The 16,437-nt window shown below is 59.8% G+C and carries 14 protein-coding genes and 1 tRNA gene; 7 read left to right on the top strand and 8 right to left on the bottom strand.

Features of this window, described 5'->3' with window-relative positions:
- Window positions 1-144: 144 nt before the first annotated feature.
- From MCRY_RS10065 to MCRY_RS10050, 4 genes are all read right to left on the bottom strand, one after another.
- A tRNA-Arg gene (locus tag MCRY_RS10065) sits at window positions 145-221 on the bottom strand.
- A gap of 136 nt (window positions 222-357) precedes the next feature.
- A complete protein-coding gene (locus MCRY_RS10060; protein ID WP_085629375.1) occupies window positions 358-2,508 on the bottom strand; it encodes a malate synthase G in 2,151 nt (716 codons plus the stop codon).
- A gap of 147 nt (window positions 2,509-2,655) precedes the next feature.
- Window positions 2,656-2,805, bottom strand: coding sequence for a DUF2256 domain-containing protein (locus tag MCRY_RS10055; RefSeq protein WP_085629373.1), 150 nt, complete (start codon window positions 2,803-2,805; stop codon window positions 2,656-2,658).
- On the bottom strand, window positions 2,805-4,322 hold the full coding sequence (locus MCRY_RS10050) for an FAD-binding domain-containing protein (protein WP_085629371.1): 1,518 nt from the start codon (window positions 4,320-4,322) through the stop codon (window positions 2,805-2,807). Before MCRY_RS10050 ends, MCRY_RS10055 begins: the two co-directional genes overlap by 1 nt.
- Before the next feature lie 122 nt (window positions 4,323-4,444).
- Here MCRY_RS10050 and pepN point away from each other — a divergent pair, with 122 nt between their 5' ends.
- Window positions 4,445-6,994, top strand: a complete 2,550-nt coding sequence (gene pepN / locus MCRY_RS10045; protein WP_085629369.1) for an aminopeptidase N — start codon at window positions 4,445-4,447, stop codon at window positions 6,992-6,994.
- Window positions 6,995-7,211: 217 nt separating this feature from the next.
- Window positions 7,212-8,072, top strand: a complete 861-nt coding sequence (locus tag MCRY_RS10040) for a 1-acyl-sn-glycerol-3-phosphate acyltransferase (RefSeq protein ID WP_085629367.1) — start codon at window positions 7,212-7,214, stop codon at window positions 8,070-8,072.
- On the opposite strand, the gene MCRY_RS10035 is transcribed toward MCRY_RS10040, so the two are convergent.
- Entirely contained in the window at window positions 8,069-8,788 is a 720-nt protein-coding gene (locus MCRY_RS10035; RefSeq protein WP_085629462.1) for a transglycosylase SLT domain-containing protein, read from the bottom strand. The genes MCRY_RS10040 and MCRY_RS10035 overlap by 4 nt on opposite strands.
- A 240-nt stretch (window positions 8,789-9,028) precedes the next feature.
- Here MCRY_RS10035 and MCRY_RS10030 point away from each other — a divergent pair, with 240 nt between their 5' ends.
- The 3 genes from MCRY_RS10030 to MCRY_RS23560 all read left to right on the top strand — a co-directional run bounded on the left by MCRY_RS10030 (window position 9,029) and on the right by MCRY_RS23560 (window position 12,290).
- Window positions 9,029-10,231: a hypothetical protein gene (locus MCRY_RS10030; protein ID WP_085629365.1), complete on the top strand. Its 1,203-nt coding sequence runs from the start codon at window positions 9,029-9,031 to the stop codon at window positions 10,229-10,231.
- Between the two features lie 83 nt (window positions 10,232-10,314).
- Complete coding sequence (gene gatB, locus MCRY_RS10025; protein ID WP_085629363.1) at window positions 10,315-11,829, top strand: Asp-tRNA(Asn)/Glu-tRNA(Gln) amidotransferase subunit GatB; 1,515 nt, start codon at window positions 10,315-10,317, stop codon at window positions 11,827-11,829.
- Window positions 11,830-11,888: 59 nt separating this feature from the next.
- Window positions 11,889-12,290 (top strand): DUF4177 domain-containing protein, encoded by a 402-nt coding sequence (locus tag MCRY_RS23560; protein ID WP_176234500.1) that lies wholly within the window; start codon window positions 11,889-11,891, stop codon window positions 12,288-12,290.
- Window positions 12,291-12,313: 23 nt separating this feature from the next.
- Here MCRY_RS23560 and MCRY_RS10015 read toward each other — a convergent pair whose 3' ends face one another.
- Entirely contained in the window at window positions 12,314-12,571 is a 258-nt protein-coding gene (locus tag MCRY_RS10015) for a BolA family protein (protein ID WP_085629359.1), read from the bottom strand.
- A 74-nt stretch (window positions 12,572-12,645) separates the two neighbouring features.
- Here MCRY_RS10015 and MCRY_RS10010 point away from each other — a divergent pair, with 74 nt between their 5' ends.
- Entirely contained in the window at window positions 12,646-13,278 is a 633-nt protein-coding gene (locus MCRY_RS10010) for a J domain-containing protein (RefSeq protein ID WP_085629357.1), read from the top strand.
- 210 nt (window positions 13,279-13,488) lie between these two features.
- On the opposite strand, the gene MCRY_RS10005 is transcribed toward MCRY_RS10010, so the two are convergent.
- Window positions 13,489-14,613 (bottom strand): aminotransferase class V-fold PLP-dependent enzyme, encoded by a 1,125-nt coding sequence (locus MCRY_RS10005; RefSeq protein ID WP_085629355.1) that lies wholly within the window; start codon window positions 14,611-14,613, stop codon window positions 13,489-13,491.
- Between the two features lie 259 nt (window positions 14,614-14,872).
- Here MCRY_RS10005 and MCRY_RS10000 point away from each other — a divergent pair, with 259 nt between their 5' ends.
- Window positions 14,873-15,973 carry a Hint domain-containing protein gene (locus tag MCRY_RS10000; RefSeq protein ID WP_085629353.1) on the top strand — a complete coding sequence of 367 codons (1,101 nt, stop codon included), beginning with the start codon at window positions 14,873-14,875 and terminating at the stop codon, window positions 15,971-15,973.
- Window positions 15,974-15,978: 5 nt separating this feature from the next.
- Here the strand turns inward: MCRY_RS10000 and MCRY_RS09995 are convergent, their stop codons facing one another.
- Window positions 15,979-16,437 (bottom strand): Lrp/AsnC family transcriptional regulator, encoded by a 459-nt coding sequence (locus MCRY_RS09995; RefSeq protein WP_085629350.1) that lies wholly within the window; start codon window positions 16,435-16,437, stop codon window positions 15,979-15,981.

The following is a 16,437-nucleotide window of genomic DNA, read 5'->3' as shown; positions in this document are numbered from 1 at the left end:
TTCATCACCTGCACGCCATAACAGGATGGTCGATTTAGCGGCATTAACACGTGTCTTGGCGATCAAACTGATTACTCGTAGTCAGCTTGAACCAACAAACGAAGGCCTGAAGAAACCGTAAAGTATTGATTTTTATTCATATTATGGCGCACCCGAGAGGATTCGAACCTCTGGCCTCTGCCTTCGGAGGGCAGCGCTCTATCCAGCTGAGCTACGGGTGCCTGCCGTCTCTATACGCAGAAGGCTTTGGGGGCGCAAATGCAAATCTTGCTCTGCGCCCCGGTTTATTGCGGTGGGTTTCCCGGGGCGACGCTACGTCGATGCATCGTCCGTTTCGGTTGACCCAAACGCGCCGCCTCAGGCTGTGGCTTTCAGCTCCAGTCGACGCTTGTGCAGCACCGGCTCGGTATAGCCAGACGGCTGCACGCGGCCATCAAAGACAAGATCACAGGCCGCCTTGAACGCAATGGTGTTGAACCCCGGCGCCATCGGCTTGTAGGCCGGATCACCCGCGTTCTGTCCATCCACAACCGCCGCCATGCGCTGCAGGATCTCCATCACGTCGTCCTTAGATATCACGCCATGGTGCAGCCAATTGGCAATGTGCTGGGCGCTGATCCGGCACGTGGCGCGGTCTTCCATAAGTCCCACGTTGTTGATGTCCGGCACCTTGGAGCACCCCACACCTTGATCTACCCAACGTACCACGTAGCCAAGGATGCCTTGAGCGTTGTTCTCGACCTCGCGGGTGATCTGCTCTTTCGACCATTTCTGGAACGCGGCCAACGGGATATCGAGGATCGTGTCCACATGAGCCCGGCGTCCACCCTTGCGCAGCTTGGCCTGCACGGCGAAGACATCGACCTTGTGATAGTGCAGCGCGTGCAGCGTGGCGGCGGTGGGCGACGGCACCCAGGCGCAGTTGGCGCCCGATTTCGGGTGATCGATCTTCTGTTCCAGCATCGCGGCCATCATATCAGGCATCGCCCACATGCCTTTGCCGATCTGAGCCTTGCCGGACAGGCCGCACTCCAGACCGATATCCACATTTCGGTTCTCATACCCGCCGATCCACGCCTTGCGCTTGATGAAGTCCTTGCGGCTGAAAGGGCCTGCTTCCATCGACGTGTGAATTTCGTCGCCGGTCCGGTCAAGGAAACCTGTGTTGATAAAGGCAACCCGGTGCTTGGCGGCGCGGATGCACTGCTTGAGGTTCACCGACGTGCGGCGCTCTTCGTCCATGATGCCCAGCTTGACGGTGTTCTGCGGCAGGCCCAACGCCTGTTCGACAAAGCTGAAGGTCTCGTCCGCAAAAGCCACCTCTTCGGGTCCGTGCATTTTGGGCTTCACCACGTAGACCGAGCCGTGATGGGAATTGCGCAAGCCCTCGGTCTTGCCCAAATCATGCTTGGCGATGAGCGCGGTGATCATGGCATCCATCAGACCCTCAAAGATCTCGGATCCGTCTTTGAGCAGGATCGCCGGGTTGGTCATCAGGTGGCCCACATTGCGCACCAGCATCAGCGCGCGGCCCTTGATCGTCACCTCACGTTTTCCGTCCGGCGCGGAATAGACACGGTCCGCGTTCAGCGCCCGCGTGACGGTCTTGCCACCCTTCTCAAAGCTGTCTTTCAGGTCGCCCTTCATCAGACCAAGCCAGTTGGCATAGGCGAGCGTCTTGTCCTCGGCGTCGACACAGGCGACCGAGTCTTCGCAGTCCATGATCGCGCTGATGGCACTTTCCAAACGGACATCCGCAAGACCCGCCTGATCGCGGCTGCCGATGAAATGGGTCCGGTCAAAGACCAGTTCGACATGCAGCCCGTTGTTGCGCAGCAGAACCGCGTCAGGCGCTTTCGGATGGCCCGTGTAGCCGATGAACTTCTCGGGCTGCGCAAGCGGCATATCGTCGATCAACAGCGCGCCATTGTGAACATAGTAGCGGCGCACATCCGCATGGCTGCCACCGTCGATCGGAAAAGCCTCATCCAGGAACACGCGAGCACGTGCGACGACCCGGGCACCCCGACCCTTGTCATAGCCGCCCTTGGGCGCGGGTGTGCCCATGGCGTCGGTGCCGTAGAACCCATCATACAGGCTGCCCCAGCGGGCGTTGGCTGCGTTCAGTGCATAACGTGCATTTGTGATCGGTACGACAAGCTGCGGACCGGGAACGCTGGCGATCTCTGGGTCGGTATTGGCGGTTTCGATCTCGAAATCATCACCCTCGTCAAGCAGGTAACCGATCTCGGTCAGGAAGGCCTTGTAGGCTTCGTGATCATGCGGCTGGTTGCGGTGGCGGATGTGCCATTCGTCGATCTGGGTCTGCAGATCTTCGCGTGTCTTGAGCAGCGCAGCGTTTTTCGGGCCGAACTCGTGCGCCAGGGTCGACAGCGCAGTCCAAAACGCATCGGACCCGACACCGGTGCCGGGCAATGCCTGCCCTTCGATGAAGTCAAAAAGCGTCTGGTCGATCTGCAATCCGTGGCGGTCGATGCGCGTGCCCATGGCTGTTATCCCCTCGCTGTATACGGCGGTACTCAATTAGAAAGAAAGTTTCCAATCCGCAACTGGTTTGGTCAGGTTATCTGACCAAAAATAGTGCATTCGGGATTTCTTAAAAATCGGGCACACCTGTTCGGGTTGCCGTGCAACTCAAATCTTGCCCTTGGACCTCCGGCACCGATCCGAGCAGTACTTCACCTCGTCCCAGACCTTTTCCCACTTCTTGCGCCATGTGAACGGAAGGCCGCAGGTGGCGCACACCTTAGTCGGGAGGTCAGATTTTTTACGTTGCTTGGGCATCACAGGTCCAGCTTCAACTGCGCGCTGTCGTCTTTGGCCCGGCGCGGTCGGCGCGGCGCGCGATCATTCACAAAATGCCCGGCACTGTCCTTGCGGCTGGCATGCTTGTGGATCACGCGCTGGGTTTCGGACCGATCAACACTGCGGCGCATCGCAAAGACGCGGTCGCGCGCGCTGCGGGCAGCCTCGGCCACCTCGATGATCGGCTCCGGATAGGTCTTTCCCAACACCTGTCTTGCCCCGTCCCATTTCCACGGCATTTGCAGGTGTTGGTTCGGCACATCCGCCAGTTCCGGCAGCCAGCGGCGGGTGAACGCGCCGGTCGGATCCTGATCAGTGCCCTGCTTGATCGGATTGTAGATGCGGGGCGTGTTGATGCCCGTTGTGCCTGATTGCATCTGCATCTGAGACCAGTGGATGCCTGGTTCGTAATCGGTGAACATACGGGCAAGGTGTTGGCCCGTGCTGCGCCAATCGAGCCAAAGGTGATAGCTCGCAACACTGACCACCATTGCGCGCATCCGGAAATTAAGCCAGCCCGTGGCGCGCAGCGACCGCATGCAGGCGTCCAGGAACGGCAAACCGGTTTCGCCGGTTTCCCAGGCTGTCAGACGGCTGTGGTCCGGTTCCAACGGGCGCATTCCCTCATAAGCGCGGTGCAGGCAGCGGTGTTCGAGGGCTGGTTCATCTTCCAGCTTCTGCATAAAGTGATCACGCCACGCGAGGCGAGATTGAAACGATTTGAGGCTGCCTGCCCAGCCATCCCACGCACCACCGTTAACCTCGCGCTGGCGGGCAGCGGCGGCTTGAACCACCTCACGGATGGTGATCGTGCCCAGCGCCAGATGCGGGCTGAGACGGGAACAGGCAGTGGCACCTTCCAGCGGAGAGGACATCGCTTTGCGATACGACTGACCCCGGTCGGTCAGGAACCCTCCTAGCAAGGACAGAGCGTGGTCTCGACCCCCTGTTTGTCTGTCCAAACACGGATCGGGTACGCAAAACGTCGGCACCGGGTCCGATGGCAGGTTGCAGGGCGGCAACGCCTTTGGAGCCTCAACCTGACCGCGCGCAACAAATGCGTTGCGCTGTCCACCCCAGCCATCGCGGCCGTGCAGGCGGCGGATAACGCCCGATTGCGGCAGTTCCCTCCAGCGGACGCCCTGCCCGCGCGCCCACGCGCCGACGCGTTTGTCGCGGGCGAAGGTCCAGGCGTTGCCAGTTTCTTCGTGGCTGACCAGATGGTCGAACTTTACGGTTTGATACAATTCCTGAAACACCTCAACCGCGTCACCAGTTCGGACTACCAGATCGCTGCCCAAACCGCGCAGCGCGCTTTGCAAATCAGCAAGGCTTTCCTGCAAGAACGCGTACTGACGACCGGATGTGTCAGGCAACGCCCAGTATTCCGGCTCCACGATGTAGACCGGCACAACCTGTTCGTCCCGCGCGGCCAATGCCAATGCCGGGTGGTCATGGATGCGCAGATCGCGTTTGAACCACAGAAATGTCGTCATGCAATGCAAATTAGGTGGGGGTGCGTGTTTGAACACCCCTGTCCGCGTAACCCGTTTCCCTTCTTTCAAAACGCGGCGTAGGTATTACCTCAACCCGCAATGACACAGTTCCGGAGCTTCCGATGAAAGACGCCGCACCCAAGACGATCTACCTCAAGGATTACACGCCATTCGGCTATGTGGTGGAGAGCGTTCACCTAACCTTTCTTTTGGCGCCAACATCAACGCGTGTGATCAGCCGGATCGCCTTTGCGCCAAATCCGGATGCAACGGACAATACGTTTTTCCTGCATGGCGAAGAGCTTTCCCTGATCTGGGCCAAGATCGACGGGCAAGATGTAACGCCTGACCTGATCGACGACGGGCTTCGCTGCTCCGTGCCGGACACGCCGTTCATTTGGGAGGCTGAGGTCGAAATCAGCCCGCAAACCAATACCGCGCTGGAAGGGCTATACATGTCGAACGGCATGTACTGCACCCAATGCGAGGCGGAAGGGTTCCGCAAGATCACCTACTATCCTGACCGCCCGGACGTGATGAGCACCTTCACTGTACGAATCGAGGGTGAAGAAAAGGTGAAGCTGTCCAATGGCAACCCTACGGGCAGCGGCGACGGCTGGGCGGAATGGCACGATCCGTGGCCCAAACCCGCCTATCTTTTCGCACTGGTGGCGGGCGATTTGGTGAACCATCCCGACAGGTTCACCACCCTATCCGGCAAAGATGTAGAGTTGAACATCTGGGTCCGCCCCGGTGACGAAGACAAATGTGCATTCGGGATGGAAGCGCTCAAGAAATCAATGGCTTGGGATGAAGAGGTCTACGGCCGCGAATATGATCTGGACATCTTCAACATCGTTGCAGTTGATGACTTCAACATGGGCGCGATGGAGAACAAGGGGCTGAACGTGTTCAATTCCTCCTGTGTTCTGGCGTCGCCCGAAACCTCGACCGATATGAATTTCGAGAGAATTGAAGCGATTATCGCGCATGAGTATTTCCACAATTGGACGGGCAACCGCATCACCTGCCGTGATTGGTTTCAGCTGTGTCTGAAAGAGGGTCTGACCGTCTTTCGCGACGCGCAATTTACAGCAGATATGCGGTCGGAGCCTGTAAAACGCATCAGCGATGTGATCGACCTGCGCGCGCGCCAATTCCCCGAAGATCAAGGCCCGCTAAGCCACCCTGTGCGGCCGGAGAGTTTTCAGGAAATTAACAATTTCTACACCGCCACGATCTATGAAAAGGGCGCCGAAGTGATCGGCATGCTCAAAACGCTGGTTGGTGATGATGCTTATTCACACGCTCTTGATCTCTATTTTGACCGCCATGATGGTCAGGCCTGCACAATCGAAGACTGGCTGCGTGTGTTTGAGGATGCCACGGGGCGCGACCTCGCGCAGTTCAAGCTGTGGTACTCGCAATCCGGCACCCCCCGTGTATCAGTGGCGGAGGACTGGAAGGACGGGGTCTATACCCTGACTTTCAAGCAGCACACACCGCCGACGCCCGGACAGGGCGTGAAAGACCCCAAGGTCATTCCGATTGCGGTGGGGCTTTTGAACCCGAATGGCGACGAAGTTGTGCCAACCTGCGTTTTGGAAATGACCCAAACCGAGCAGAGCTTTTCCTTCGACGGGCTTGCCAGCAAACCCGTGCCATCGATCCTGCGCGGGTTCTCAGCTCCGATTGTATTGGATCGGGAGGTGAGCCGCGAGGAACGGGCATTCCTGCTGGCGCATGACACTGATGCCTTCAACCGCTGGGAGGCGAACCGCAACCTTGCCCGCGATTGTCTCGTTGCAATGATCCGCGACGGCGCAGGACCGGATACAGCTTGGCTTGACGGATTGGAACGGGTGGTCCGGAACGACGCACTTGATCCTGCGTTCCGGGCGCTGATGTTGTCGCTGCCGGCGCAGTCCGAGATGGCGCAGGTTTTGTTCGAGATGGGCACTGTGCCCGATCCAGACGCGATCTGGCAGGCGGCCGACGACCTGCGTGGTCATATGGCGGAGGCGTGGAAAGACTTCCTGCCCGACTTGCGCGCCTCGGTTGCAGTTGGCGCCCCCTACAAGCCGGATGCAGAGCAGACAGGCAAGCGGTCCTTGGGATCGGCCTTGCTGGCCTTGCAGACACGGCTCGATGGCGGGGCAGAAGCCCAGTCACAATACGACACGGCAGACAACATGACACTGCAGCTTTCGGCGCTATCCCAGCTTATCTCGGCAGGTCATGGCGATGCGGCGGTCAAAGCGTTCGAACAGCAATGGAAACAGGACCGACTGGTCATGGACAAGTGGTTCGGGCTTCAGGTTGGCATGGCAAAACCAGACGTTGCGGTAGATGTGGCCGAAGGTCTGGTCGAACACCCGGCCTTTGACATGGGCAATCCAAACCGGTTCCGCGCAGTGATGGGCGGCTTTGCCATGAACCATGCCGGGTTTCATCGAAAAGATGGTGCTGGCTATTCCTTTCTGGCCGATTGGCTGATCAAACTGGACGACAAAAACCCGCAAACCACAGCGCGCATGTGTTCGGTCTTCCAAACGTGGAAGCGCTATGATGCGGATCGGCAATCGCTGATCCGTGCGCAGTTGCAGCGGATCAAGGACAAACCGAAGCTGAGCCGCGACACCGACGAGATGGTCAGCCGAATTCTGGGCTGACCATCCGTTCCGGCATGGCAAAACTGCAGACCGCGCAGTCGTGGCCAACAAAAAATGTCACCCTGCGCACGGAACCGGCGGCGCTTTGCCGACGTTTGCGCAGCAGTGGCATGACATCGCGCATTACACGAGGCTCCGGAATAATGACTTGCCTCCCGGTGCCGAATGTCCTGCGCTTGTCATGCCATTGTCACGCTGCTCTGTCAGGAGGTGCCGCATGAAAGACCGCATCGACCCGTTGATCCAGGACCGCGCGCCTTGGTTGTTTCGCCCGACACTGGCAGCCTCACTGGCGCGGCCAGCTTTGAACCGGGTTTTGGGTTATGACCGAACGGTCTCATTGGGCGAAGCGGTCCAACATCTGAGCTCAACCGACATCATGACAGTGATGGCCGATATGTTGGCCCGAGATGTGACAGTGTCCGGGTTGGGTCACCTGCCACGGCATGGGGCGGCGCTTGTCGTGGCGAACCATCCGACCGGGATTGCCGATGGCATCATCCTGCACTCGGCCCTTCGGCAGGTGCGCCAAGACGCATATTACTTTGCGAATCACGACATTCTGAAGGTGCTGCCGCAAATGGCCGACATGATTGCACCTGTTGAGTGGCGCAAGGAACGGCGCAGCCATGCCAAGACGCGGGGCACCATGGTGTTTACCCGCAAGGCGGTGACCGAAGGTCGGTTGGGCGTGATCTTCCCATCGGGGCGGCTGGCGAAACGGCGCGGCGCACGTCTGCACGAGAGGCCATGGATGGCCTCGGCGGCGATGCTGGCGCGCAAGTTTGATCTGCCGGTGATTCCGATTCACCTGCAGGCACGCAATTCTGCGCTGTTCTATCTGTTTGACGCGATTCACCCGACGCTGCGCGACATCACCCTGTTCCATGAAACCCTGAACAAGGACCGCCAACCCTATGAAATCCGGGTAGGCGAGCCGATTTCGCCCAAAGCGTTGCCCGAGAACTCGGAAGATGGGATCGCGCTGCTCCGCCGTGCGACGCTGGCACTTGGCGAGGCAAGAAAACAGGGCGTGTCTTTGCTGGATGCAACGCGTTTTCCGGCGCGTCGCGCTTAGTCGCCGCGCGTAGAGACAACGCCTTCCCAAGGCGCGCGTACCGGCCGAGCGACCGGGCGCAGGGAGCGTGACAACCCGGCGCAATAGGGTTGCGCGCGGGTCCACTTCATCATGTCCGTGCGCTTGCTGCTGCTGTGAAACGGCCCCCAATCCGCGGCCACACCCCGCATGCCCCGCGACACGACACCATCGCGTGGGACAGTGACAGCCATGATCCGAAGCGCGCATTGCAGATTGCCCGCACCGCCCTTGAGCGCATCGCGCGAGGTGGCCTTGCAGCCATAGCCCCGCGCGGTGGCGGGCAGGATTTGCAGCAGACCGTACCATTTGCCGCCGCCACCGACAGCGGTCGGGCGATAGGTGCTTTCGTGCTTGGCCAGCGTTGACAGCAGCCCGATCCAGAACGCCTCGCGGGCCGAGGTATCGTTGGTCACGTAGGCCGGGCACCAATCTGCGATATCTTTGGGAACGACACGCGGAAGGACGCTGGCATGGCTGCGCAACGCAGACAAAGCGGCGCGCGACCAGCGGTCGGCTTCGCTCCTGTGGCTCCAACGCATGTCGGGAAGAGGTGTATAATTCCGGGCAACGGGTCGTAGCGACACGGTCAGCGTATTGGTTGACGCAATGTCAACAGATATGGCGGGATTGGCTTGTACTGCCCCGGCGAAACCAAGAACCAACACCGCCACGCGTATGATCCCCCAGCGTAGCATCAGACTGCCTTTGCTTAATTCGCCCCAAAAATCAACCAAAACCGCGATCAGACGCCAAGACAGGCAAAGTTCTGCCAGTCGCAACACAAACCGGCGGTCTGTCGCAGATCATGTCGATGCGCCCCCGGAATTCCCCGTCGAATTCCCTTTGCCGCCTGATTTGCGACACGTTCTTGGGCGATCTTATCCTCAGATCGTCGCCTGTCCGACCCCTGCCCGGCCCCAGAGAAAGCCTGACCGATGCCCGTTTTGCCCAACTTGACCAGCCTGATCCGCATCGCGCGTGGCGCGGCGTCGGACAGCGCGCCGCATCGCCGGACTGTCAACATAGATGCGCTTGGTGGGGCGCCGAAACGCGATCTCCCAGTGCGGTATTCCAGCGAGGAAGAAGACCATCACCACGCCCTGTTCGAAGCCGGGCTGTTTCTGGCTCGACAAGATGCCTGGGCCACGCTGGGCGAACGCATTCGCACTGCTGACAGCTCTCGCGCGTTGACGCCCGGCGGCGTTCCCGAAGCCGAAATTCTAGCCGAGGGCGCACGCGCCGATGCCGTGACCGCAGCCACCCGAGCCGTCGGTCTGGGAGATGAGCTTGCCGCCGCGTCGATCATGAACGACATGCAGCTTGTGCTGGAAGAAACCGATCAGGATCACGGTGTCGCTTATGTCGTCGCGATGGCACATGTCGATATCGGCTGGGCGTGGCGCGGCGAAGGCTGGCGGCAGGATATTCCCGCCGCCCACCGTGCCGCATTCTTCCGCCATTTCCGGCGCGCCGCGACGCTGATTGACGACTATGATGCGTTCGAGCTGGATTCGCCTGTGTTGGCCTCGGTCCGATGTGCGCTTCTTGCCGCCGAAACCCAGCCCCGCAGCCGTGCCAGCGATGATTACGAAGACCTGATCGACCTTGCCCCCGGTGTGGCGAAATACATGCGGGCGCTTGGCAATCATATGCTGCCACGCTGGTTTGGCAGCTATGAACGGCTTGATCACGAGGCCCGTCGCACGATGGAACGAACGGCCGATGTCTGGGGTGCGGGTGGTTACACTTGGACCTATTTCGATGCACTGACTGTGGATGGCGAAGCTTTTGCGTTGCTCGATGCCGACCTGTTTTGCCAAGGCATGCGAGACATCCTGATGCGGCGGAACGATCAGCACACGGTGAATAGTTTTGCTGCCTATACGGGCACAGCCCTGGACCCACATGGTGTCAACCAAATCGCCCGGACCAAGATCGCCGATTGCTTTCACTGGATCGTGACCGAGCATCTGCGCGAAATCCACCCTCGGATCTGGTACGCGGCGAAAGCTGTGTGGGCCACGCGTTTGGAGGATCAGGACCGTCTTGCCAAAGGGCGACAACGCGCCATGGCCGCCCTTGATCGCCACGCGCGCGGGCTACCGCCTGTGACGTCACCCCGGCATCCCGACGCCTGAAGACGGGAAACCCGGCACGGCCCCCTTGCCCCCTGCCCCCCTCTGGCGTATTCCACGCGGCGTTCACGCCAAGAGGATTTGCCATGCTGGACCTGACCTTCGAAGCCCCCAAACCCAAGGTGATTGCCGGCGCCAAGTATGACTGGGAACTGGTCATCGGGATGGAAGTGCACGCACAGATAGCCTCCAAGGCCAAGCTGTTCTCGGGCGCATCGACGCAATTTGGCGCAGAGCCGAACTCGAACGTGGCCTTCGTGGACGCCGCAATGCCGGGGATGCTTCCGGTGATCAACGAATTCTGCATCGAACAGGCCGTGCGCACAGGGTTGGGCCTGAAGGCGCAGATCAACCTGACATCCGCGTTTGATCGCAAAAACTATTTCTACCCGGACCTGCCGCAGGGCTACCAGATCAGCCAGCTGTATCACCCCATCGTGGGCGAAGGCGAAGTGATCGTGGACATGGAGCCGGGCATCGCGCGCCGCGTGCGGATCGAACGCATCCACATCGAGCAGGACGCGGGCAAGTCGATCCACGATATGGACCCGGCGATGTCTTTCGTGGACCTGAACCGGACGGGTGTGGCGCTGATGGAAATTGTCAGCCGTCCTGACATTCGCGGCCCCGAGGAGGCGGCGGCCTATGTCGTGAAGCTGCGGCAGATCCTGCGGTATCTGGGGACGTGCGACGGGAACATGCAGAACGGCAACCTGCGGGCGGACGTGAACGTATCTGTTTGCCGTCCCGGCCAGTACGAGAAGTATCAGGAAACACAGGACTTTTCCCATCTCGGCACGCGCTGCGAAATCAAGAACATGAACTCCATGCGGTTCATCCAGATGGCAATTGATTACGAGGCAAAGCGCCAGATCGGGATTCTGGAAGCGGGTGGATCGATTGATCAGGAAACCCGCCTTTACGATCCGGACAAGAACGAAACACGCTCGATGCGATCCAAGGAAGAGGCGCATGATTATCGCTACTTCCCCTGCCCGGATCTGATGCCGCTTGAGATTGAACAAGCTTGGGTGGACGATATCGCGGCCAACCTGCCAGAGCTGCCGGACGAGAAAAAAGCCCGCTTTGTCAAAGAGTTCGGATTGTCCGAGTATGATGCTGACGTCTTGACCGCAGACACCGCGAACGCGGGCTACTTCGAAGAGGTGGTCGCGGGGTGTGGTGACGGCAAGCTGGCGGCGAATTGGGTGATCAACGAATTGTTCGGTCGTCTTAAAAAGGAAGACCACGATATCGGCGAAAGCCCTGTCTCACCCGCTCAACTGGCTGGGATCATTGCGCTTATCAAGAAGGGCGACATCTCGGGCAAGATCGCCAAGGACCTGTTCGAGATCGTCTACACCGAAGGCGGCAACCCGGCAGAGATCGTCGAAGCGCGCGGAATGAAGCAGGTCACCGACACGGGTGCCATTGAAAAAGCAGTGGATGAGATCATCGCAGCCAACCCGGCGCAGGTGGAAAAGGCCCAACAAAACCCCAAACTTGCGGGTTGGTTCGTGGGTCAAGTCATGAAAGCCACGGGCGGCAAAGCCAACCCGGCGGCGGTCAACCAATTGGTGATGGCGAAGCTGGGTCTGTAGGGCGGGATTTTCTCTGGCTCGTGACCATTGATCCAGGTTCAATAGGTAAGGCGGTGCGGATGTTCGAATACAAGGTGGTTCCGGCCCCTGTGAAGGGGGTTAAGGCCAAGGGACTCAAGACGCCCGAGGCGCGGTTTGCGTTGGGGGTGGAGCAGGCGATCAACGCATTGGCGGCGGAGGGCTGGGAGTATCAGCGCTCAGACGTTCTCCCATCACAGGAACGCGTGGGCCTGACCGGGTCGGAGACGCATTGGCGGACGCTGATGGTGTTTAGGCGGGCTTTGGCAACACAGCCAGTGTCAGACCCAGAGGTTACACCCGCACGGGTCGAGCCGATCGTGACCAAAACTGCCGCGGTGTCTTCGGCGGTGCCCGAAGGCGACGGGGTGGCGGACGCCACACCCGAGCCTGCCACTGAGCCGACCTTTGAAGAAGGCAACGAAGAGACGCGGCCAGCCTGAGGTGCTGCGTGCAAGCATGTACCCTACGTGTCGAGATCCATCGATAGAGCATGAATGGCCGCGACGAGTTCGGCGCCAAGCGCGCTGTGCACCATGCGGTGGCGGGCAATGCGGGATTTACCCTCGAAGGCAGCGGCACGGATGCGGACGTTGAAATGGCTCTCGCCACCTTCCTGATAGCCGCCATGGCCGCGGTGGCTTTCGCTGTCATCCTGTACCGTGAGTTCACGGGGAGAGAGCGCCTCGCGCAGTCGTGTTTCGATCTGTTCCGTTCGGGTCATTTTTTCGCCTCCAAGGGCTTACCTCTGCGTCGGTTTGGTCTACACTCACGCCTCCGAGTCGAAAAGGGCAGGTTATGAGCAAATCAGATCCATTCGGTTTCGATATGTCGATCAAGTCGGCAAAAAAGAAGAACCCCCGCGGCCGACGGGGGATGTCAGGTGCGTCCGAAACCTCGGTGCGGATCTGCGACCATGAGGGCTGTGAAGAGGCTGGGAAATTCCGTGCGCCTAAAGCGCCGGATGTGCTGGATGACTTCTTCTGGTTCTGCCAGGAGCACGTACGCGAGTACAACAACCGGTGGAACTTCTTCGACGGCAAGACCGAAGCCGAGATGAACGCACAGGCGAGTTCGGATAAGGTGTGGGAACGCCAAACCAAGGATTGGCGCGATCCTGAGGCCAAGGCCTGGGCGCGTTTGGGCATCGAAGACCCACATCAGGTGCTGGGCAACAATGCCACGCGGAACCCCGGCAAGGCCGGCTCGTCGGCGGGGCACACAAAGCGCCTGCCACCCACCGAGCGACGCGCAATCGAGGTTCTCGAGGCGAAGGACACATGGTCAAAGGCCGAAGTGCGCAAGGCCTACAAAGCGCTGATCAAGGTGCTGCACCCGGATATGAATGGCGGCGACCGCAGCCAGGAAGAACAGTTGCAAGAGGTGGTCTGGGCGTGGGACCAGATCAAGGACAGCCGTAACTTCAAGTGATCCCCACAATGGGATGAAGATGCAAAAGGCCGCCAGAATGGGCGGCCTTTTTGCTGCCCGGTGCCAGCGCCCTTGCCATTCGTTGCGATTTCTTCATGCGAGGTGATGGCATATTTATGAAAAAGAGAAGCAAGGGACAGCGCGCGTCCCCTCACTTCTTCTTTTTTCAAATATGCATTTGGACCGGATCGGTCTGGGCGAAACGCGTGGTCAGAGAACCTCGTCCAGAACCCGGGCAAGCCGTGCGACGGTGCCGTCGACATCATAGAGTTTGTCGAGGCCAAAAAGACCGAGGCGGAAGGTCGAGAACTCCGGCGGTTCGTCACATTGCAGTGGCACACCAGCGGCGATCTGCATGCCGCGGGCGGCAAAGGCACGGCCTGACTGGATTTCGGGATCACTGGTGTAGCTCACCACGACCCCGGGTGCACCGAAACCGTCTGCGGCGACAGAGCGGATGCCCTTCTTTGCCAGCATCGCACGGACCGCGTTGCCGAGCGCCCATTGCGCGTCCTTGAGTTTGCCGAAGCCGTAGTCACGGGTTTCCAGCATCGTGTCACGGAAGGCCTTGAGCCCGTCTGTGGGCATGGTGGCGTGATAGGCGTGACCACCATTTTCGTAGGCCTGCATGATCTGGTGCCATTTCTTGAGGTCCACGGCAAAGCTGTTCGACGCGGTCTCGTCCATTCGGGCCACGGCACGGTCGGACAGCATCACGAGACCGGCACTGGGTGTGGCGGACCAGCCCTTTTGCGGGGCCGAGATCAGCACGTCGACGCCGGTGGCTTTCATATCGACCCAAGCACATCCTGAAGCAATGCAATCGAGAACCATCAGCGCGCCGACCTCGTGTGCTGCCGCCGCCAATGCAGTCACATAGTCATCCGGCAGGATAATCCCGGCGCTGGTTTCGACATGGGGCGCAAAGACGATATCAGGTTTCTCTTCACGGATGCGGGCGGTGACCTCTTCGATCGGGGCGGGCGCGAAGGAGGCGGTGGGTTCATTGCCTGTCTGGCGCGCCTTCATGACAACGGTATCGCCACCAAACTGGCCGGTGTCGAAGATCTGCGTCCAGCGATACGAGAACCAGCCGTTGCGCACGATCAGGGTCTTGGCCCCCTGCCCGAACTGGCGGGCGACCGCCTCCATCCCGTAGCTGCCGCCGCCCGGCACCAATACCACAGCATCAGCGGCATAGACCTCTTTCAGCATGGACGAGATGTCGGTCATCACCTTTTGAAAGGTCGCGGACATATGATTGAGTGACCGGTCGGTGAAGACAACCGAGAATTCTTCGAGACCCGTGGGGTCAACCGTATCGAGCAGAGCCATAGCAAAGCCTCCCTGAGTTTCGCCTTGGGTAGCGGCGCGGAGGGCATTTGGCAAAGGCTAGTTGCGTGCAAAAAGTCGCGGCATCGGCGACCGAGCTTTTCTCAGCACCGCCTCGGCCTGTCGCAAGATGCCCTAAGGTCACGTTCAAAAGTCGATATTGTTTCCAAACTATGAACATTTGACGGGTCGCGCCACAGCGCGGTATCTATCGATACATAATTATCAAAAGGGGCACCAGACCCCGAGAGGCAGAGCAGGCATGGCAACAACCACGTTGTTGTTGAACGGATTCAGCGTCGTGGGTGACCCACAGACGACGAATGCGAACGCGTCAAACGGTGGGGAATACATGCTTCACAGCGCGACCGCGCTGTTTGAAGACAACGATATCATTGTCTATGTCGTAGACAATGTGACGGCCGATGGCGTCCTGACCGAAGCCTCTGTTGTGACGTCGATCATCGTCTACGAAAGCGCTTCGGACTATTACAACGACATTGCCAAATACACCTATACCGGCAGCGCTGATGTCGACATGGGACGCCGGACCATGGGCGACCGCTACCTGGAGATTGACGCCACGGGGCTGACATCAACGGACGCGGGTGCGCCGGTTCTTGGAGACGTGGCAGCGATTGCAGGCGTGAATGTTCTCGAAACGCTAGCGACGCAGAACGGGCCTTTGCGGATCGATACAAATGAAGACCTCGATCTCAATGGCGACGGGATCATCACACCGGACGAAGAAGCCGACGCCGCGTTTTCGTCGAATGCCGCCGACTTTCTGGTGGTCATCTGCTTTGCGTCGGGAACGTTGATCGAAACGCCGGAGGGACCGCGTTTTGTTGAATCTCTGCGAGAGGGCGATGAGGTCAACACTCTGGATGCCGGACCGCAGCCAATCCGCTGGGTCGGCCATGTGCGAGTGCCGGGAGACGGGGTCAACACCCCCATCCGCATCGCGCGCGGCGCGCTGGGGAATATTCGCGACCTTTGGGTGTCACCCAACCATCGCATGTTGCTGCGCGGGTCCAAGGCCGAATTGATGTTCGGGGTGGACGAGGTCTTTGTGGCGGCCAAACATCTCGTGAACGGCACGACCATCGTCCCCGAGCCTAGGCCGGTGGTGGAGTATTGGCACTTTCTGTGTGACGCGCATCATGTGGTGTTTGCCGAAGGGTGCCCGGCGGAAACACTTTATCCCGGTAGCATGGCGATGGAGAGCATCGAAGACGATGCACGGGATGAAATCCTTGGTCTGCTTCGAAACACCGAAGCCTTGATCGTCGATGCACAGCAGATGGCGCGCTATACGCTCAAGCGGCACGAGGCGATCGCGCTTGTCGCGGAGGTCGCCTGACCGTGTTAACCAATTGGCCCCGGCAGGCGTTCCTCGCTCAACAGAACATTGGCGTCGATGTTACCGACACCCGGCAGCGTCATGATCCGGCGGCGCAGCACGCGTTCGAAATCGGCGATATCGCGGGCGACGACGCGGAGGCGATAATCGTACAGGCCCAACACGTGTTCGACAGTCTGCACTTCGGGGATCGCGGTCACGGCGCGTTCGAAGTCTTCAAGGCTGACGCGGCCTTTGGTGGCGAGTTTGACCCCAAGAAAGACAGTCACGGTGAAACCCAGCGCCTGCGCATCGAGATCAAGCCGTTGGCCCCGGAAGATACCCGCCTCTTTCAACCGTTTAAGACGACGCCATGCTGCAGGTTGGCTGAGGCCCAACTGGCGGCCCAGCGCCCCGGCGCTGATCAGAGCGTCTGCCGCCACAGCGCGGATCATCGCGCGGTCGATATCGTCGAGGTCGATCAT

It is taken from the genome of Marivita cryptomonadis (assembly GCF_002115725.1).
In the GTDB taxonomy this organism is placed as follows: Bacteria; Pseudomonadota; Alphaproteobacteria; order Rhodobacterales; family Rhodobacteraceae; genus Marivita; species Marivita cryptomonadis.
This window is presented reverse-complemented; position numbering and strand designations above follow the sequence as displayed.